Source organism: Escherichia coli DSM 30083 = JCM 1649 = ATCC 11775 (assembly GCF_003697165.2).
Lineage (GTDB): Bacteria > Pseudomonadota > Gammaproteobacteria > Enterobacterales > Enterobacteriaceae > Escherichia > Escherichia coli.
The window spans coordinates 3,493,419-3,513,224 of record NZ_CP033092.2; the positions used below are offsets into that span (position 1 = coordinate 3,493,419).

General features: G+C 51.8%; 18 protein-coding genes. 8 read left to right on the forward strand and 10 right to left on the reverse strand.

The window, feature by feature from the left end:
- Position 1: 1 nt before the first annotated feature.
- A complete protein-coding gene (glsA, locus tag EAS44_RS18235) occupies positions 2 to 934 on the reverse strand; it encodes a glutaminase A (protein ID WP_000883052.1) in 933 nt (310 codons plus the stop codon).
- A gap of 261 nt (positions 935 to 1,195) precedes the next feature.
- Between glsA and copA the strand changes: the two genes are divergently transcribed.
- Positions 1,196 to 3,700, forward strand: coding sequence for a copper-exporting P-type ATPase CopA (gene copA / locus EAS44_RS18240; protein ID WP_000083945.1), 2,505 nt, complete (start codon positions 1,196 to 1,198; stop codon positions 3,698 to 3,700).
- 57 nt (positions 3,701 to 3,757) lie between these two features.
- On the opposite strand, the gene ybaQ is transcribed toward copA, so the two are convergent.
- Positions 3,758 to 4,099, reverse strand: a complete 342-nt coding sequence (ybaQ, locus tag EAS44_RS18245; protein WP_000806442.1) for a HigA family addiction module antitoxin — start codon at positions 4,097 to 4,099, stop codon at positions 3,758 to 3,760.
- 35 nt (positions 4,100 to 4,134) lie between these two features.
- Positions 4,135 to 4,437, reverse strand: a complete 303-nt coding sequence (locus tag EAS44_RS18250; RefSeq protein WP_000057524.1) for a type II toxin-antitoxin system RelE/ParE family toxin — start codon at positions 4,435 to 4,437, stop codon at positions 4,135 to 4,137.
- Between the two features lie 132 nt (positions 4,438 to 4,569).
- Between EAS44_RS18250 and ybaP the strand changes: the two genes are divergently transcribed.
- From ybaP to EAS44_RS18270, 4 genes are all read left to right on the forward strand, one after another.
- On the forward strand, positions 4,570 to 5,364 hold the full coding sequence (gene ybaP / locus EAS44_RS18255; RefSeq protein WP_000365177.1) for a TraB/GumN family protein: 795 nt from the start codon (positions 4,570 to 4,572) through the stop codon (positions 5,362 to 5,364).
- Positions 5,365 to 5,567: 203 nt separating this feature from the next.
- Positions 5,568 to 6,047, forward strand: a complete 480-nt coding sequence (ybaK, locus tag EAS44_RS18260) for a Cys-tRNA(Pro)/Cys-tRNA(Cys) deacylase YbaK (protein ID WP_000186633.1) — start codon at positions 5,568 to 5,570, stop codon at positions 6,045 to 6,047.
- Positions 6,048 to 6,070: 23 nt separating this feature from the next.
- On the forward strand, positions 6,071 to 6,871 hold the full coding sequence (locus EAS44_RS18265) for a DUF6896 domain-containing protein (RefSeq protein WP_000439796.1): 801 nt from the start codon (positions 6,071 to 6,073) through the stop codon (positions 6,869 to 6,871).
- On the forward strand, positions 6,868 to 7,371 hold the full coding sequence (locus EAS44_RS18270) for a hypothetical protein (protein ID WP_000667000.1): 504 nt from the start codon (positions 6,868 to 6,870) through the stop codon (positions 7,369 to 7,371). The genes EAS44_RS18265 and EAS44_RS18270 overlap by 4 nt, the downstream gene beginning before the upstream one ends.
- A gap of 37 nt (positions 7,372 to 7,408) precedes the next feature.
- Here the strand turns inward: EAS44_RS18270 and ushA are convergent, their stop codons facing one another.
- Positions 7,409 to 9,061, reverse strand: coding sequence for a bifunctional UDP-sugar hydrolase/5'-nucleotidase (gene ushA / locus EAS44_RS18275; protein ID WP_000771762.1), 1,653 nt, complete (start codon positions 9,059 to 9,061; stop codon positions 7,409 to 7,411).
- A gap of 217 nt (positions 9,062 to 9,278) precedes the next feature.
- Between ushA and fsr the strand changes: the two genes are divergently transcribed.
- Both fsr and ybaL read left to right on the forward strand, forming a co-directional pair.
- Positions 9,279 to 10,499, forward strand: coding sequence for a fosmidomycin MFS transporter (gene fsr, locus EAS44_RS18280; protein ID WP_001251632.1), 1,221 nt, complete (start codon positions 9,279 to 9,281; stop codon positions 10,497 to 10,499).
- Positions 10,500 to 10,737: 238 nt separating this feature from the next.
- On the forward strand, positions 10,738 to 12,414 hold the full coding sequence (gene ybaL, locus EAS44_RS18285) for a YbaL family putative K(+) efflux transporter (protein WP_000546254.1): 1,677 nt from the start codon (positions 10,738 to 10,740) through the stop codon (positions 12,412 to 12,414).
- A gap of 129 nt (positions 12,415 to 12,543) precedes the next feature.
- Here ybaL and gsk read toward each other — a convergent pair whose 3' ends face one another.
- Positions 12,544 to 13,848 (reverse strand): inosine/guanosine kinase, encoded by a 1,305-nt coding sequence (gsk, locus tag EAS44_RS18290; protein ID WP_000671574.1) that lies wholly within the window; start codon positions 13,846 to 13,848, stop codon positions 12,544 to 12,546.
- A 151-nt stretch (positions 13,849 to 13,999) separates the two neighbouring features.
- Between gsk and aes the strand changes: the two genes are divergently transcribed.
- Positions 14,000 to 14,959, forward strand: a complete 960-nt coding sequence (gene aes, locus EAS44_RS18295; protein WP_000801795.1) for an acetyl esterase — start codon at positions 14,000 to 14,002, stop codon at positions 14,957 to 14,959.
- On the opposite strand, the gene hemH is transcribed toward aes, so the two are convergent.
- The 5 genes from hemH to ybaB all read right to left on the reverse strand — a co-directional run bounded on the left by hemH (position 14,956) and on the right by ybaB (position 19,793).
- Positions 14,956 to 15,918, reverse strand: a complete 963-nt coding sequence (gene hemH / locus EAS44_RS18300) for a ferrochelatase (protein WP_001250129.1) — start codon at positions 15,916 to 15,918, stop codon at positions 14,956 to 14,958. The genes aes and hemH overlap by 4 nt on opposite strands.
- 131 nt (positions 15,919 to 16,049) lie before the next feature.
- Entirely contained in the window at positions 16,050 to 16,694 is a 645-nt protein-coding gene (gene adk / locus EAS44_RS18305) for an adenylate kinase (RefSeq protein ID WP_001331495.1), read from the reverse strand.
- A 180-nt stretch (positions 16,695 to 16,874) separates the two neighbouring features.
- Positions 16,875 to 18,749, reverse strand: coding sequence for a molecular chaperone HtpG (gene htpG, locus EAS44_RS18310; RefSeq protein ID WP_000678211.1), 1,875 nt, complete (start codon positions 18,747 to 18,749; stop codon positions 16,875 to 16,877).
- A 109-nt stretch (positions 18,750 to 18,858) separates the two neighbouring features.
- Positions 18,859 to 19,464, reverse strand: a complete 606-nt coding sequence (gene recR, locus EAS44_RS18315) for a recombination mediator RecR (RefSeq protein WP_001195025.1) — start codon at positions 19,462 to 19,464, stop codon at positions 18,859 to 18,861.
- Positions 19,464 to 19,793, reverse strand: a complete 330-nt coding sequence (gene ybaB, locus EAS44_RS18320) for a YbaB/EbfC family nucleoid-associated protein (RefSeq protein ID WP_000467098.1) — start codon at positions 19,791 to 19,793, stop codon at positions 19,464 to 19,466. Before ybaB ends, recR begins: the two co-directional genes overlap by 1 nt.
- Between the last annotated feature and the right edge of the window lie 13 nt (positions 19,794 to 19,806).

The following is a 19,806-nucleotide window of genomic DNA, read 5'->3' on the forward strand; positions in this document are numbered from 1 at the left end:
ATCAGCCCTTAAACACGTTATAGCCGAGTTGCTTAGCGACCGATGCCACCATTTTTTGACCGCGAACACTGTTGCCTTCTTCATCCAGCGGTGGTGAAAACGCGGCAATTCCCATCACGCCAGGAACGACCGCCAGAATACCGCCACCTACACCGCTTTTGCCCGGTAAACCAACGCGATACGCCCAGTCACCGGAGCGACCATACAGCCCTTCCATCATCATTTCGGCCAGAATGTACGGCACATTGTCGGCCTGAAGAACGCGTTTATGCGTCAGCGGATTCACACCACCCGCCGCCAGCGTCGCGCCAAGCGTTGCCAGTTCAATAGTATTGATGAGCGTGGAGCACTGACGGGTGTACACGTCACAGGCTTCCATTGCATCACAATAGAGATATCCGGCGGAGTACAGCAGCCAGGCAATGGCCCGGTTATGGAAGTTGGTTGTTTGTTCCGACTGGTTGACTTCATCAGAGAGCGCTACCTGCTCACCAGCCAGTTGTTGTTGGATATGTAAAATTCGCTGCCAGCGTTGTTCAGTATTTTCAGCGTTAATCAGGCTGGTGGTGGCAATAGCGCCAGCATTTACCAGTGGCGAAAGCGGTTTGCCGCCATGCAACTCTAAGGCGATAACTGAGTTAAAGGGCAATCCGGTCGGGTCAGCGCCAACTTTGTCCTGTACCGCCTGCGGGCCGACATCTTCTAACGCAAGGGCTAACGTACAGACTTTCGAGATGGATTCCAGCGCAAAGCGGTAATCACTGTCACCCGCACTATAGACGTTGCCATCGCTGGTCACGATAGCCACTGCCGCCAGTTGACCAGGGACATTCGCCAGAAAGGGAATGTAATCGGCATTTTGTCCGCCGTTAAGTGAGTGAAATTGGGTGTAAGTCTGATCCACTGCCTGCTGTAATTTGTTTGCATCTAACATCTTTTGTTAACTCCTTTTTATAGATGCGTGAGGTAATTCCTCACCCCGGTGCCGATTTTCATGCATCCTGATTTAACTTAGCACCCGCAACTTAACTACAGGAAAACAAAGAGATAAATGTCTAATCCTGATGCAAATCGAGCCGATTTTTTAATCTTTACGGACTTTTACCCGCCTGGTTTATTAATTTCTTGACCTTCCCCTTGCTGGAAGGTTTAACCTTTATCACAGCCAGTCAAAACTGTCTTAAAGGAGTGTTTTATGTCACAAACTATCGACCTGACCCTGGACGGCCTGTCCTGCGGTCACTGCGTTAAACGCGTGAAAGAAAGTCTCGAACAGCGCCCGGATGTTGAACAGGCGGATGTGTCTATCACTGAAGCGCACGTTACCGGGACTGCCAGTGCAGAACAGCTGATCGAAACCATCAAACAAGCGGGTTATGACGCATCTGTAAGCCACCCAAAGGCTAAACCGCTGGCGGAGTCATCAATCCCGTCGGAAGCACTGACAGCGGTTTCTGAGGCGCTTCCGGCAGCGACCGCCGATGACGATGACAGCCAGCAGTTGCTGCTGAGCGGCATGAGCTGCGCCAGCTGTGTCACCCGCGTACAAAATGCGTTGCAAAGCGTACCGGGCGTCACTCAGGCACGGGTAAACCTGGCGGAGCGTACTGCGCTGGTGATGGGCAGCGCCTCCCCACAAGATTTAGTGCAGGCGGTGGAAAAAGCGGGCTACGGCGCGGAAGCGATTGAAGATGACGCTAAACGCCGCGAACGCCAGCAAGAAACCGCCGTCGCTACGATGAAGCGCTTCCGCTGGCAGGCAATTGTCGCACTGGCGGTGGGTATCCCGGTGATGGTCTGGGGGATGATCGGCGATAACATGATGGTCACCGCCGACAACCGCAGCCTGTGGTTGGTTATCGGCCTGATAACCCTGGCGGTAATGGTTTTCGCCGGCGGGCATTTTTACCGCAGCGCATGGAAAAGCCTGCTGAACGGTGCAGCGACGATGGATACGCTGGTGGCGCTGGGTACTGGCGTGGCGTGGCTCTATTCGATGAGCGTCAACCTGTGGCCGCAGTGGTTCCCGATGGAAGCGCGACATCTTTATTACGAAGCCAGCGCGATGATTATTGGTCTGATCAATCTCGGCCATATGCTGGAAGCGCGCGCGCGTCAGCGTTCTTCTAAGGCGCTGGAGAAATTACTCGATTTAACCCCACCGACGGCGCGCCTGGTCACCGACGAAGGTGAAAAAAACGTGCCGCTGGCAGATGTTCAGCCAGGTATGTTACTGCGCCTGACGACCGGCGACCGTGTGCCGGTAGATGGTGAGATTACTCAAGGCGAAGCGTGGCTGGATGAAGCGATGCTGACGGGCGAACCTATCCCGCAGCAAAAAGGCGAAGGCGATAGCGTCCATGCCGGGACAGTGGTGCAGGACGGTAGCGTGCTGTTTCGCGCCAGTGCGGTTGGCAGCCATACTACGCTGTCGCGGATTATTCGTATGGTGCGCCAGGCCCAGAGCAGTAAGCCAGAAATCGGTCAGCTGGCGGATAAAATCTCAGCCGTATTTGTGCCGGTAGTGGTGGTGATTGCGCTGATCAGTGCGGCAATCTGGTATTTCTTTGGTCCGGCACCGCAGATTGTCTACACCCTGGTGATTGCCACCACGGTGCTGATTATTGCCTGTCCGTGTGCGCTGGGGCTGGCGACGCCGATGTCGATTATTTCGGGCGTCGGGCGGGCGGCTGAGTTTGGCGTGCTGGTACGGGACGCCGACGCGCTGCAACGCGCCAGTACGCTCGACACCGTAGTGTTCGATAAAACCGGGACGCTGACCGAAGGTAAACCGCAGGTTGTCGCAGTAAAAACGTTTGCTGATGTTGATGAAGCGCAAGCATTGCGTCTGGCGGCGGCGCTGGAGCAAGGTTCCAGCCATCCGCTGGCACGAGCGATCCTCGATAAAGCAGGTGATATGCAGCTGCCGCAGGTCAACGGTTTCCGCACATTGCGCGGGCTGGGCGTGAGCGGTGAAGCTGAAGGTCATGCGTTATTGCTGGGTAATCAGGCGTTGTTAAATGAGCAACAGGTTGATACCAAAGCTATCGAAGCGGAGATTACTGCTCAGGCATCGCAAGGGGCAACGCCTGTGCTGCTGGCGGTTGACGGGAAAGCGGTAGCCCTGCTGGCTGTACGCGATCCATTGCGTAGTGATAGCGTGGCGGCGCTGCAACGCCTGCATAAAGCGGGATATCGCCTGGTGATGCTAACCGGGGATAACCCGACCACCGCCAATGCGATCGCTAAAGAAGCAGGGATTGATGAGGTGATAGCCGGCGTGCTGCCGGACGGTAAAGCCGAAGCGATCAAACGTCTGCAAAGTGAAGGACGTCAGGTAGCAATGGTGGGCGACGGCATTAACGATGCGCCAGCGCTGGCTCAGGCGGATGTCGGTATTGCGATGGGGGGCGGCAGTGATGTTGCCATTGAAACCGCGGCGATTACCCTGATGCGCCATAGCCTGATGGGTGTTGCGGATGCGCTCGCAATTTCCCGCGCAACGCTGCGCAACATGAAGCAGAACCTGCTCGGTGCGTTTATCTACAACAGCATTGGTATTCCGGTCGCCGCCGGTATTTTGTGGCCGTTCACTGGAACACTGCTTAACCCGGTGGTTGCCGGAGCGGCAATGGCGCTCTCGTCGATCACCGTAGTGAGTAACGCCAACCGCTTGCTGCGGTTTAAACCGAAGGAATAAGTACATCATTGCGGATGCGCTGCTTTAGGGTGGCGCATCCGTTATAGGGAAATTATTCTACGCGACCTTTTTTGCACGCTCTTCACGGCGTGCCAAATATTCAGCCACTGTTTCAATCCGTCCCAATTCTTCCTGGGTACGCATGTTGTTTTCAACTTCCCAAAGATCAACTGCCGCCTGGAGGTTTAGCCAAAAATCGACTGTGGTATCAAAAACTTTCGCCAGACGGAATGCCATCTCAGTGGTGAGTTTACGATTGTTATTGATCAGTGCACTGACGCTATTACGATGAACATGCAGCAACTCTGCTAACTCATTGATTTTCAAATCGAGCGGTTCCAGATATTCATAGAGAAGAATATCTCCGGGTGTCGTCGGTTTTCTTGTTGCCTGTTTCATAGTTTTACCTTTCTCGTCAATACGACAGCTATGTTTTAGTAGTTGTGTGGGTCTAAAAACAATTCTTCGGCCTTGCCATTAACCCATTTAAAAATCAGTCGGTACTGTTTATTCACTCTAATGGAGGAGTATTCCTGTAATTTCCCGGATAACTCTTCGTATCGGTTCCCCGGAGGGGAGCGTAAATCCCAATGAGAAGTGGCAGCATTAATGATGTCCAACTTTCGTGATAACGTGGTATGGATTTCAGCAGGGATCTTTCGATGTGGCGTTGAATGGACAAAAAAATCAGCCAACCAGGCATCACGAAAACTCCTTATATTTTTCTTTTGAGCCATTCCTCTCTCATCTCCTTGTCCATTATTCAATCATTGTAATGCACACAAGCACTGTGCGCAAGTGCAACAATCAACTCCATTTGCGCCATCCCTCCCCGCGCGCTAGCATGATATTTCACAAAGGGAGGTCGTATGGATCTGTTGTACCGGGTAAAAACGCTTTGGGCCGCGCTGCGCGGTAATCATTACACCTGGCCTGCTATCGATATCACTCTTCCCGGCAATCGCCATTTTCATCTGATTGGCAGTATTCATATGGGTAGCCACGATATGGCTCCCCTGCCCACCCGTTTGCTCAAAAAGCTCAAAAACGCCGATGCGCTGATCGTCGAGGCGGATGTTTCCACCAGCGATACGCCTTTTGCCAATTTGCCTGCCTGCGAGGCACTGGAAGAGCGCATTAGCGAGGAGCAACTCCAAAACCTGCAGCACATTAGCCAGGAGATGGGCATTTCTCCGTCGCTCTTTTCTACCCAACCGTTGTGGCAAATCGCGATGGTTCTTCAGGCGACGCAGGCACAAAAACTGGGGCTGCGGGCAGAATACGGTATCGATTACCAGCTATTGCAGGCGGCGAAGCAACAACATAAACCCGTGATTGAACTGGAAGGGGCTGAAAACCAGATTGCCATGTTGCTCCAGCTCCCTGACAAAGGACTGGCGCTGCTGGACGACACGCTGACCCACTGGCACACCAATGCACGGTTGCTGCAACAAATGATGAGCTGGTGGTTGAATGCGCCGCCGCAAAATAATGAAATAACGCTGCCCAATACGTTCAGTCAGTCGCTGTACGATGTGCTGATGCATCAGCGAAATCTCGCCTGGCGGGATAAATTACGCGCCATGCCGCCGGGGCGCTATGTGGTCGCAGTCGGTGCACTACACCTGTATGGAGAAGGGAATTTGCCGCAGATGTTGCGCTAAAAAAATGGCCAATATCGCTATTGGCCCGTCAAAGAGGAATTTCATTTTTTTATTATTATGCCGTCACTTTAAGCGACGGTGTAACTCGATTGTCGCTCAATCTCACCATCCTGCCAATACTCTTAGGCAAGATGACTCTTTTTTTTGGACCGCCATCAGGCGTATGCTTGCTTCGTTTTTTTGTTTAAGGCAGGAAAATTACCATGACACCCGCAGTTAAATTACTCGAAAAAAACAAGATTTCGTTTCAAATCCATACCTACGAGCACGATCCGGCTGAAACCAATTTTGGCGATGAAGTCGTCAAAAAATTAGGTTTGAATCCGGATCAGGTCTACAAAACGCTGCTGGTCGCAGTGAACGGTGATATGAAACACCTTGCCGTGGCCGTTACGCCGGTCGCAGGTCAACTGGATCTTAAAAAAGTAGCAAAAGCGCTGGGTGCCAAGAAAGTTGAGATGGCCGATCCGATGGTCGCGCAGCGTTCGACGGGATATCTGGTTGGAGGGATTAGCCCACTGGGGCAGAAAAAACGTCTGCCAACGATTATCGACGCCCCCGCACAAGAATTTGCCACTATTTATGTTTCCGGCGGCAAGCGCGGTCTGGATATCGAACTGGCGGCAAGCGACCTGGCAAAGATACTCGATGCCAAATTTGCTGATATCGCCCGTCGCGATTAAGTGATGCACACGGAAGATGAGATGTGGAAAGGATTACAGAGACATTAAGTATCGCTTGTGCAGATGAGATACCGGATATCGCCTTACTTCGGCAAACATCGAGAGAGAAGGTATTACATCTGCATTTTGCCAGCGAAGCAGAGAGGTATCGTGAGGAATTCGGGCTGGTGCTGAAAGCACAGCTCGATGAATTTGTTGTTGGCATGCATTCTGCCGACCCGGTTATCAGGATCGCCAGATTAATATCGCTTGAAGAGATTAACCGCCATCAGGATTTTTTCGAACACTGCGCGAAAGAATATCGTAAGCTGGCGACAGAGCTTATATTTGCATTGGCTGAACAACTGAACGTTGAGATGGCGGAAAATAACCCGCTAGTTACCTTTGCCCCCTTCAAATGCAACCGTAAGCGAAAAGGCAAAATGGGAAAGTGGCAGTATTGTTTTCACGGTTTTCATTGTACATTTGAGAATAAAAAAACAGAGCAAAATATTGAAGTTCCCCTCGCCTACGGCTTTGCTTTCGGCGATCTGGACCCGTATTTTTTTTCCGGATTTATCAAATCGACCCCCGCCTGGCAGCCTCTGCCAGTGGCTATTTACGATGATTACCACGACGGTAGCAGGATCATTCAACAACTGCTGGCGCTGGGAAAGTTACAAAAAATCCCTTCACCGATCCCACAATACACGGGGGTTGCTGCGGTAGATCGGTCCAATGTCGACATCGCAAATTTTCGCTCAACACTGGAGAGTCGCCTGCACCGATGTAAATTACGCTGGCTTTTGAAGCATGTAAAAAATTCACAAAGGAGCGAAAGATGAAATTTGACCATCTTGTTGATGTTAGCTTCCACAATTTTGTCTTTAACGGAAAATTCGATTTTGTCGAACTGGGGCAAACAATGGCATGGTTGGAACAAAACTTTGTTGAGCCGGACTCTAAAAATGATATGGGAAATGGTTTTTATATCTGGCTATTTGGTAATGTTGAGTTTCATTTCGAAAACAACAAGCTATATATGATTTGGTGCGATTATCTGAGCCAAATCCATTTGGGCAAAGCGATCCGATTTGATAAAGGAATATTGAATAACGTCGCTGAGTTGAACGTTACGCGTGTATTTAACATGCTTGTTAACGAAGGCGCTGATCTGCAAATCCGCCGTCAATCGCCCCATACACTCTTAATCCACGTCAATCGCTCAGGCGTGACACTTTGGTTTGAAGCAGATGAAGAACAGCCTGGTGATCCGCAGAATTATATGCTGATGGCATTTGGTTTGACACATCGCGATTACGATGCAAGATTTCAATATTCATAAATGGCGGCGTCATATCATGACGCCGCGACGGGGTTCATTACTGCCAGCTCACCTCACCTTTCGGTTCATAAACACTCACATCCAGCGGCGAGCTTTTCTGTATATACGCTTTCAGCACTTCGGCATCAATAAAGCCGGTATTCACATAGCCCGGTTTGTTATCAAGGCGCGGATAGCCATCCCCGCCGGTGGCATTGAAGTTTAATGTCGCCATGCGGTAAGTTTTCGCCGGATCGACCGGTTCGCCTTTGATTTTCAGGTCGTTCAGTTTACCGTCTTTCGCCACAAAGCTAACGTTGGCAAATTGCGGGTAGGCACCTGAATCTGGCTTCATCTGCGCGACGGCGGTCAAGTAATCAATCACCTCTTTACCGGTCATGTCGGCATACACCACCACATTGCCGAATGGCTGCACTTTCAGTACGTTTTTATAGCTGATATCACCTGCTTCGATAGAATCACGAATTCCGCCTCCGCTCATCACCGCAAAGTCGGCACCAGTGCGATCCATTTGTGCTGCCAGAATCAACCGCCCCATATTGGTCTGTACAAAACGTACTTTGTCACGATCGCCTTCCAGACGACCATTGGTTTCGCCTATTTTCACTTCCAGCTGCGCTTTGCCTTTGTTCTGGAACGGTGATAACAGCGAGATCATTTGCTGGTTTTCAGCGATTTCAGGGGTGTACAGCACGCGCTCGCTTTTCCCGTCTTCCCAGGTCACTTTCTTCTTCAGGTTCACCGGAATCAGCTGGTAGTTAACCATTTTCATTTCGCCATTACGAAACTCAAAATCAGCCCGTCCCACGTATTTGCCCCACTCATGCGCCTGCACAATCCAGATGCCGTTTTGTTGATCCGGTTTGCATGGCGTACCCGGCACGTAATCGACCTGTTTTTTGTTTTCTGCCGCCATACAGACTGGATCTTGCGAGTGACCACCGACGATCATCGCCAGCGATCCGGCAGGCAGCGCGCGTACCATCTCCACATCGCCCGGTGCGTTAGAGCCGTGCTCACCATTGTCGTAATGCCCCATATAGGTCGCCGCGATAATAATGTCTGGCTTTTCTGTCTGTTGCAGCTCCTGAATCACCAGCTTCGCTTCATCAGCGGGCTTACGAAATTCGATATCAGTGAAATATTCCGGATTACCAATTTTGGCTGTGTCATCCGTCGTCAGGCCAATAACGGCAATTTTCAGATCCTGACGCTTAAACAGCGCCCATGGTTTAAACAGGCGCTCGCCGGTACTTTTCTGGTAGATATTGGCGGAAAGCAACGGGAACTTAGCCCACTTTTCCTGCTGGCGTAATACGGTGAGCGGGTTATCAAATTCATGATTACCGATCGCCATCGCGTCATAGCCCACCAGATTCATACCGCGAAAATCAGGTTCGGCATCCTGTAAGTCGGACTCGGGCACGCCAGTGTTAATGTCGCCACCGGAAAGTAGCAGCACGCTACCGCCTTCAGCCGCAACCTCTTTGCGGATACCATCCACCAGCGTTTTTTGCGCCGCCAGACCATATTCACCATATTCATTGCGCCAAAAATGCCCATGATGATCATTGGTGTGCAGAACTGTAATTTTGTAGGTTTTATCCTGCTCGTACGCCAGAGCAGTTTCACTCGCCAGTGTAAATGTGGTTAACAGTGCTAACGCCACGCCCCGCTGTAATAATTTCATACTTCTCTCCCTGACCTGATTTCAACGTGTTGAAAAATAGTATGACGCGACATCATAGACAAGTCTGCGTCCGGTGAAGATAAATCTGCATCCAGATTAGAAATTCTGTATTCCGCGTTGAGACTTCCTTCAGGCGGCGCATACAGGTATGTTAGTCGGGTAATAATCACAAATAAGATCATTCTTTACATCGCAACCCTGAAAAAGTGACTTTCCTATGGCAATGAGTGAACAAACCCAGCCTGTGGCGGGCGCGGCTGCGTCAACGACTAAGGCCCGAACATCGTTTGGTATTTTAGGTGCTATCAGCCTCTCACATCTGCTGAACGACATGATCCAATCGCTGATTCTGGCGATTTATCCACTGCTTCAGTCAGAATTTTCTCTGACATTTATGCAGATTGGCATGATAACCCTCACCTTCCAGCTCGCCTCTTCGCTACTGCAACCGGTGGTCGGCTACTGGACCGATAAATATCCGATGCCGTGGTCGTTGCCGATTGGCATGTGCTTTACCTTAAGTGGTCTGGTGCTGCTGGCGCTGGCGGGCAGTTTCGGCGCAGTTCTGCTGGCAGCGGCGCTGGTCGGTACCGGTTCATCGGTCTTTCATCCGGAATCTTCTCGCGTGGCCCGTATGGCTTCCGGCGGGCGTCATGGCCTGGCGCAATCTATATTTCAGGTCGGCGGCAACTTTGGCAGTTCCCTGGGCCCCTTGCTGGCGGCGGTGATTATCGCGCCTTATGGCAAAGGCAACGTTGCCTGGTTTGTGCTTGCGGCACTGCTGGCGATCGTGGTGTTGGCGCAAATCAGCCGTTGGTACTCGGCACAGCACCGAATGAATAAAGGAAAACCCAAAGCGACGATTATCAATCCACTGCCGCGCAATAAAGTTGTTCTGGCGGTCAGCATTCTGTTAATCCTCATTTTCTCGAAATATTTCTATATGGCGAGCATCAGCAGCTATTACACCTTTTATCTGATGCAAAAATTCGGATTATCTATCCAGAATGCTCAGCTTCATTTGTTTGCCTTCCTGTTTGCCGTTGCGGCAGGTACGGTGATTGGCGGGCCTGTAGGGGATAAAATTGGACGGAAATATGTGATTTGGGGCTCTATCCTCGGTGTTGCGCCGTTTACGCTGATTTTACCCTACGCCAGCCTGCACTGGACGGGGGTTTTAACGGTGATTATTGGATTTATCCTCGCTTCAGCATTCTCTGCCATTCTGGTCTACGCCCAGGAGCTGCTTCCGGGACGTATCGGTATGGTTTCTGGACTGTTTTTCGGTTTTGCTTTCGGCATGGGAGGTCTGGGGGCGGCAGTTCTGGGGCTTATCGCCGACCACACCAGCATAGAGTTAGTCTATAAAATCTGTGCTTTCCTGCCACTATTGGGGATATTGACCATATTCCTGCCTGATAACCGGCATAAAGACTGATTTCATTGCAGCCAAAGGCAAACTTTGGCTGCATCGTTTTACAGTCGCCATAAGCCTTTCCTCTGTTAAACCGCCTTCTGTTTTCCGATCCGTGCTTTTTTTTGCAGCTAATTCCATTTTTCTGCAAAATTCAACAATTATTCATAAACATCATCAATGAAATTGTCATAAACTATTACCTGTAATTTTGGTTTTCCCGGCCAAAAATGGACAATAACCACCAGGAAAAGGAGACGGAATGCATCACGCCACCCCGCTTATCACCACCATTGTTGGCGGCCTTGTGCTCGCCTTTATCCTCGGCATGCTGGCCAATAAACTACGTATTTCTCCTCTGGTGGGATATCTGTTAGCGGGTGTGCTGGCAGGACCATTCACTCCGGGCTTTGTTGCCGATACCAAGCTTGCGCCGGAACTGGCTGAACTGGGCGTTATTTTGCTGATGTTCGGCGTCGGTTTGCATTTTTCGCTCAAGGATTTGATGGCGGTAAAGTCCATCGCCATTCCCGGCGCGATCGCCCAGATAGCCGTGGCGACGCTGCTGGGTATGGCGCTCTCCGCCGTGCTGGGCTGGTCGTTAATGACCGGTATCGTGTTCGGCTTATGTCTTTCCACCGCCAGTACCGTGGTGTTACTGCGCGCACTTGAAGAACGGCAATTAATTGACAGTCAGCGTGGGCAAATCGCCATCGGTTGGTTGATTGTGGAAGACCTGGTGATGGTCCTGACGCTGGTATTGCTACCCGCGGTAGCAGGAATGATGGAACAGGGCGATGTGGGCTTTGCCACTCTTGCAGTCGATATGGGGATCACCATCGGCAAGGTGATCGCATTTATCGCCATTATGATGCTGGTAGGTCGCCGTCTGGTGCCGTGGATTATGGCACGCAGCGCAGCAACCGGTTCCCGCGAGCTGTTTACCCTGTCGGTGCTGGCGCTGGCGTTAGGGATTGCCTTTGGTGCGGTAGAGCTGTTTGATGTCTCCTTTGCACTCGGTGCGTTCTTTGCCGGGATGGTACTGAACGAGTCTGAACTGAGTCACCGTGCCGCCCACGATACACTGCCATTGCGCGACGCGTTTGCGGTGCTGTTTTTTGTCTCCGTCGGGATGTTGTTTGATCCGTTAATTCTGATTCAGCAACCGCTGGCAGTACTGGCGACGCTGGCAATTATTCTGTTTGGTAAATCGGTCGCGGCCCTGTTCCTTGTGCGTTTGTTTGGTCACTCCCAGCGCACGGCGTTAACCATCGCCGCCAGCCTGGCGCAGATTGGTGAGTTCGCGTTTATCCTGGCGGGACTAGGAATGGCATTGAATTTACTGCCGCAGGCCGGACAAAACCTGGTACTGGCAGGGGCGATCCTGTCGATTATGCTCAACCCGGTACTGTTCGCACTACTGGAGAAATATCTGGCGAAGACCGAAACGCTGGAAGAGCAGACGCTGGAAGAGGCAATCGAAGAAGAGAAGCAGATCCCAGTGGATATTTGCAACCATGCGCTACTGGTGGGTTACGGTCGTGTAGGCAGCCTGCTGGGGGAGAAATTGCTCGCCTCTGATATTCCGCTGGTGGTGATTGAGACGTCACGAACCCGTGTTGATGAGCTGCGCGAGCGCGGGGTCCGCGCAGTATTGGGCAATGCGGCTAACGAAGAAATTATGCAACTGGCGCATCTGGAATGTGCAAAATGGCTGATCCTGACGATTCCCAACGGCTATGAAGCGGGCGAGATTGTGGCATCTGCCCGCGCGAAAAATCCGGATATTGAGATTATTGCCCGCGCCCATTATGACGATGAAGTGGCGTATATCACCGAACGTGGTGCGAATCAGGTAGTGATGGGTGAGCGTGAAATTGCCCGTACTATGCTGGAACTGCTGGAAACGCCACCGGCGGGTGAGGTGGTGACGAGGTAAACGGTGGTTGCCGGATAATAGGCGCGGATATGTAGGCCTGATAAGACGCGCCAGCGTCGCATCAGGCATTGAGAGCAAAATGCCAGATGCGGCGTGAACGCCTTATCTGGCCTACGAACCGACGATAACTTAACGATCCCAGTAAGACTCTTCCAGGCTGTCTTCACGCTCCGGCAAGCCGCGCGTTAAACGAGGTGAATGCTGGTTCAGTACCTGATAGCTCACACGGTTAGCATATTTACACACCTGCGCTAACGATGAATAAGTTAACCAGGTGAATTTATGTTTGCTGGAGTTTGGTACGTTGCTACGGTGGTAGCTGTTGGCGGTAATGTCATGCAGCAACGCTGCCAGTGCGCCATCCCCTGCTCCATTAGTGTTCATGATTTTTTCCGGCCCGCCCATGTACGGCGCAATGTGCGAATAGACACGCAGCGGATTCTGGCAATCCTTGTGGCGCATGGCGCGGCTAAACTCATACTGGTTAAATTCCGCTATAGCACCCGGCAGCAGCGGATGCTGGGTTTTACGTTTCGCTTCGTCTTCGGTAAAGCCCGCCATATACAAGCCGATTGGCCCGGCGGTGCACAGCACCAGATCTACCCAGTCCAGCGCCTTGTCAGATGCCAACAACGGATCGCTTTCTCCGGTCAACGCTTCGGCTTCATCTTCGTTCATCGCAAGGATAGAGACGTGGTCTTTGAGGAATTGCTGCCACCACTGCGGATTCTCGGCAATGACAAACTTGGTGCCCAGCGTCAGCACCACCGGTACGTTATATTTCTTCGCGTACTCAATGGCTTTCATGGTTGCTTCCGGCATGGGTTCACCCGGCTTGCAACGCACCAGATAAGAGGTGAGAACCAGTGCCGAGGCTCCGGCAATCACATCTTCCGGAATACTTTCAGCCCGCAGCTGGTTCATGTGGCCCGGGCTGATAGCAAAGGTACGTTCCCCGGACTCGCCAATCAGCGTAAAGCAACGACCAATCGGGCCATCCACGCCTTGTAGATAGTTAAGATCGGTACGGCTGGAGGTGTTACACAGGTAACGATAGGCGTAGCTGCCAATTTCAATATTGCTGCACATGACGCCCAGCAGCACCGAACGGTCGTCCGCGAGCACCGAGTAGTTGTGCATGGTGTTACCAATGGTGCCACCCGCAAACTGATGGGTAATCAGGTTTTTCTGTTTTAGTTCCTGATAAAGCGCTTCGGCAACGTCATCCTCAATCACCAGTGAATGCCCGGCGCTTAATCCATAACGCTCAATGAATTCATCATCCACTTTCGCTTCAATATCGACCAGCGTTTGATCGATACCCACTACCCAGGCAGCGCTGGTTTCGTTTTCTGGCTGGAATTGCTGAAGCAGCGGATCGCGTGCGTTTACGGGGAAGTAATGTTTGGATTTACGTTTACCGGGAAATTTCATGGTTGTTTTTACGGGTGGTTAACTGAGCGGCGAATGTTAACACAATCTGACGGGAGCGCGCGAGACGCAGCCAGTTTCAATATCAGCAGGCGGGATCGCATTTTCATGGCAGTGGTTCCTTACAATGACGTAATTTGAAAGGAATTTTTGCATGAAGCCGGAAAACAAATTACCCGTTCTGGACCTTATCTCTGCTGAAATGAAGACCGTTGTGAATACTCTTCAGCCGGATTTACCGCCCTGGCCTGCAACGGGAGCGATTGCTGAGCAACGACAGTATTACACGCTTGAGCGCCGATTCTGGAATGTGGGCGCTCCAGAAATGGCAACCAGAGCTTACAGGGTTCCAACAAAATATGGGCAGGTGAAAACACGTCTCTTTTATCCGCAGCCAGATAGCCCGGCGACGCTATTTTATTTGCATGGAGGCGGTTTTATTCTCGGCAATCTCGATACCCACGATCGCATCATGCGCCTGCTGGCAAGCTACAGCCAATGTACGGTGATTGGCATTGATTACACCCTTTCACCTGAAGCGCGTTTTCCGCAAGCGATAGAGGAAATTGTGGCTGCCTGTTGTTATTTCCACCAGCAGGCGGAGGATTATCAAATCAATATGTCCCGCATTGGTTTTGCTGGTGATTCCGCAGGTGCCATGCTGGCGCTCGCCAGTGCGTTGTGGTTGCGCGATAAACAGATCGATTGCGGTAAAGTTGCGGGCGTTTTGCTGTGGTATGGGCTTTACGGATTACGGGATTCCGTGACTCGTCGTCTGTTGGGTGGTGTCTGGGATGGCTTAACGCAACAGGATTTGCAGATGTATGAAGAGGCGTATTTAAGCAACGACGCGGACCGCGAGTCGCCATATTACTGCCTGTTTAATAATGATCTCACTCGCGAAGTTCCGCCCTGTTTTATTGCCGGGGCGGAGTTCGATCCACTGCTGGATGACAGCTGTCTGCTTTACCAGACGTTAGCGGCACACCAGCAACCTTGTGAGTTCAAACTCTACTCCGGTATGCTGCACGCCTTTTTGCATTATTCACGGATGATGAAAACCGCCGACGAGGCTCTTCGCGACGGCGCTCAGTTCTTTACCGCTCAGCTTTAGCGATACGCGGCAACAAGATTAGCCATCATTTCGATATGTTCCGGCGTGGCATTAAGCGCCGGAATATATTCATATTTTTTCCCGCCCGCACCGAGGAAGACCTCACGGTTTTGCTCGGCAATCTCTTCCAGCGTCTCCAGACAATCCGCAGCAAAGCCCGGGCACATCACCTGAATATGACCCACGCCTTTTTCTCCGAGCATTTTCAGCGTTTCGTCGGTATAAGGCATCAGCCAGGGTTCCCGACCAAAGCGCGACTGAAAGGTCATCATCACTTTTTCCGGTGCCATCTCCAGTGCGGAAGCGAGTTCGCGAGTTGTTGTGCGGCAACGTTGCGGGTAATCATCGCCTTCATCTGCATAACGCTGGGGAATGCCATGATAAGAGAGCAACAGCAGATCCGGTTCGCCATGTTTGGCAAAAGAAGCACGTACGCTGTTCGCCAGTGCATTAATATAATCGTGGTTATCTGCGTAATCACGAATAAACGATATCCCCGGAATGCTACGTTTGCGCGCCAGAATGCGTGCCAGTTCATCCCATACCGCACCGACCGTTGAACAGGAGTATTGCGGATAAAGCGGCAGCACCACAATATGATCTACATGCTCTGCCAGAAGTTCATCTACGGCGCTTTCCAGTGATGGCGAGCCGTAGCTCATTCCCAGCGCCACGGGCGTCTCCGGTAAACGTTGCGCCAGCGCCTGCTGTTGCTGGCGGCTGTAAACCATCAGCGGCGAGCCACCTTCCATCCAGACAGAGGCATACAGCTTCGCCACACGCGGCGAACGCAGCGGCAAAATCACGCTGCGCAGCAACGGCCACCATAACAACCGTGAGGTATCAACCACGCGTCTGTCGCTTAAAAATTGTTTCAGATAGCGTTTTACCGCTTCAGGTGTGGGGGCATCAGGCGTACCCAGATTTGCCAGCAGGATACCGGTTTTAGTTTGACGCATTACCGCCTCTTATCGATTCAACTTGTTGATAATTGTAGCGGAAAAGTGAAGAAGAAGAACTAATTGCTGTAAGAGGTATTGCCTGAGGAGGATGAGCAGACCTGCCCGAGAGCAGATCTGCGGCGGCTTGATTAGCCGAGAATTTTTTCCAGAGCTGCGCGAACTTCAGCCACCGGCTTGGTGCCGTCAACTTTCGCGTATTTGGTGTTACCCGCTTCCGCTTCTTTGGAGTAGTAGCCGATCAGCGGTGCAGTCATCTGATGGTATTCAACCAGACGTTTACGTACGGTCTCTTCCTGATCGTCTTTACGGGTAGTCAGCTCTTCACCGGTAACGTCGTCTTTGCCTTCTACTTTCGGCGGATTGAATTTAACGTGATAAACACGACCAGACGGCGCGTGAACGCGGCGGCCTACGATACGGTCAACAATCAGTTCGTCCGGTACGTCGAATTCCAGAACGTAATCAACATTGATGCCCGCTTCTTTCATCGCGTCTGCCTGCGGAATGGTACGCGGGAAGCCGTCCAACAGGAAACCGTAGCGGCAGTCTTCCTGAGCAATGCGCTCTTTAACCAGCGCGATCACCAGTTCGTCGGTGACCAGTTTGCCAGCATCCATAATGTCTTTTGCTTGTTTACCCAGCTCGGAGCCAGATTTGACCGCAGCACGCAGCATATCGCCAGTGGAGATTTGCGGAATACCATATTTCTCCATGATGAACTGAGCCTGAGTCCCTTTCCCCGCGCCCGGAGCGCCAAGCAGAATGATACGCATTGCGAAAATCCCCTTAAAATGTGTCGAATTTTTTGAAAAAGCGATAAACGATACCACCAACAGGCGATTGCCTCAAGAAAGGCACCTGAGGCTGAAACGGTTAATGGCAAGATAATTTGCGGAAAGTGCAGATGAAGAAAAGAAAAATGCCGGATGACACGAAGGTCATCCGGCATGACATCAGGAAACCAGCAGCTGGTTCATACGACGAATAAACAGGTTCGGATCTTCCAGCGTGCCGCGTTCTGCCAGCAGCGCCTGATCCAGCAGCAGTTCTACCCACTCGCTGAACTTCGCTTCATCTTCAGTATCCGCCGCACGTTTCACCAGTACGTGATCCGGGTTCAGTTCGAAGATGTATTTCACTTCTGGCACTTTCTGGCCCGCCGCAGCGAACAGTTTCGCCATCTGAGTGCTCATTTCGTCCGCGTCGGTCGAAACGATCGCTGGCGTATCGGTCAGACGGTGAGTCAGACGGACATCTTTCACGCGCTCGCCGAGCAGGGCTTTCACACGGTCGATGAACGGAGTCAGTGCTTTCTCCGCTTCTTTCGCGCTCTCATCAACTTCGTCAGCCAGTTTTTCCAGCGACTCGTCAACTTTAGACACAGACTGGAACGGTTTACCGTCGAACTCAGTCAGATAGTTCATCATCCACTCATCGATGCGGTCGGAAAGCAGCAGAACTTCGATGCCTTTCTTACGCAGCAGTTCCAGGTGCGGGCTGCTCTTCGCTGCCGCGTAACTGTCTGCGGTGATATAGTAGATTTTCTCCTGCCCTTCTTTCATGCGGGAAACGTAGTCTTCCAGAGACACGGTCTGCGCAGAAGAATCGGTATGGGTAGAAGCAAAACGCAGCAGTTTGGCGATCGCTTCCTGGTTAGCGAAATCTTCCGCCGGACCTTCTTTCAGTACCAGGCCAAACTGTTGCCAGAAGGTCTGGTATTTTTCCGCGTCGTCTTTCGCCAGTTTTTCCAGCATTTGCAGCACACGCTTGGTCAGCGCATTGCGCAGGTTACGCGTTACCGTGCTGTCCTGGAGGATTTCACGGGAAACGTTCAGCGGCAGATCGCTGGAGTCAATCAGACCACGCACGAAGCGCAGATAGTTCGGCATGAACTGTTCTGCGTCGTCCATGATGAACACACGCTGAACATACAGTTTCAGACCGTGTTTATGATCGCGGTTCCACATATCCCACGGTGCCTGAGACGGAATGTACAGCAGGCTGGTGTACTCCTGCTTACCTTCAACGCGGTTGTGGCTCCAGGTCAGCGGCTCGTTAAAGTCGTGGGCGATGTGTTTGTAGAACTCTTTGTACTCTTCATCGGTGATTTCCGACTTGTTACGAGTCCACAGCGCCTGCGCTTTGTTGATTTTCTCCCAGGAGATAACGGTTTCGCCGTCTTTCTCTTCGCGTTTTTCGATCTCTACCGGCAGCGCGATATGGTCGGAATATTTGCTGATGATGGAACGCACACGCCAGTCATCGAGGAACTCGTCTTCGCCTTCACGCAGATGCAGGGTGATTTCAGTACCACGATCTTCTTTAGTGATGTCGGCAACGGTGTATTCACCTTCGCCAGCCGATTCCCAGAAGACGCCGTTTTCTGGTTTTTCGCCTGCCGCGCGAGTACGCACGGTCACTTTGTCAGCCACGATAAACGCAGAGTAGAAACCAACACCAAACTGACCGATCAGCTGGCTGTCTTTCGCCTGGTCAGAACCCAGGGATTCGAGGAATGATTTGGTGCCGGATTTAGCGATAGTCCCCAGATGGTCAATCACTTCGTCGCGGGTCATCCCCACGCCGTTATCGGAGATGGTCAGCGTGCGCTTGTCTTTATCGAAAGAGACACGAACGCGTAGTTCACCATCACCTTCGTACAGGTCCGGGTTAGAAAGCGCGCGGAAACGCAGCTTGTCCGCCGCATCGGAGGCGTTAGAGATAAGCTCACGCAGGAAGATTTCTTTATTGGAATAGAGAGAATGGATCATCAGGTGCAGAAGCTGTTTCACTTCTGACTGAAAACCACGAGTTTCTTGTCCTTTCATGTAGGTCTACCTCAATAATGCCATTTTAAGGTTAAAAACAGGATGAGGGAGAGATGGGGACAAGGGAGAATAATTTCAAGCGAGAGCAGGTGATCCTGCTCTCGTTTGCTTAAAAACGAATCTTATGACGCCCGGCAAGGGAGTGTGACAGCGTGGTGCCATCGACCATTTCCAGTTCGCCGCCAACCGGTACGCCATGAGCGATTCGGCTGGCTTCCACGTCATATTGCGCACAAAGCTCGGCAATGTAGTTAGCGGTAGCTTCACCTTCAACCGTGGGGTTGGTGGCGAGGATCACTTCAGTGATTTTTTCCTCTGCCAGACGCTGTTCCAGACGATCAAGCCCGATATCATCAGGACCGATGCCGTCCAGCGGTGACAGGTGTCCCATCAACACAAAATAACGACCTGAAAACTGCCCCGTCTGCTCAATGGCGTAAATGTCCGCCGGACTCTCCACCACGCAGATTTGACCGTTTTCCTGACGACGTGGATTCGAACAGATGTTACAGACTTCCTGTTCGGTGAAGGTGCGGCAATCGGCGCAGTGACCGATTTCCGACATCGCCCGGGTGAGCGCCTGCGCCAGACGCATCCCGCCGCTACGATCGCGCTGAAGCAGCGTGAACGCCATACGCTGCGCCGACTTCGGGCCAACGCCCGGCAGACAGCGCAGTGCTTCCATAAGCTGTGTTAACAGCGGGCTGGTTTGCATCAGAATGGCATCTTAAAGCCAGGCGGCAGCTGCATTCCGGAGGATACAGAGGCCATTTTTTCTTTCTGCGTTTCTTCAATACGACGTGCTGCGTCGTTGAATGCTGCAGCCACCAGGTCTTCCAGCATCTCTTTGTCGTCTTCCAGCAGGCTCGGGTCGATCTCTACGCGACGGCAGTTGTGTGCACCGTTGATGGTCACTTTTACCAGACCTGCGCCAGATTCGCCGGTGACTTCCAGCTGCGCGATCTCTTCCTGCATTTTCTGCATTTTTTCTTGCATCTGCTGGGCTTGCTTCATCAGGTTACCCAGACCGCCTTTACCAAACATAGGTTTCTCTCTC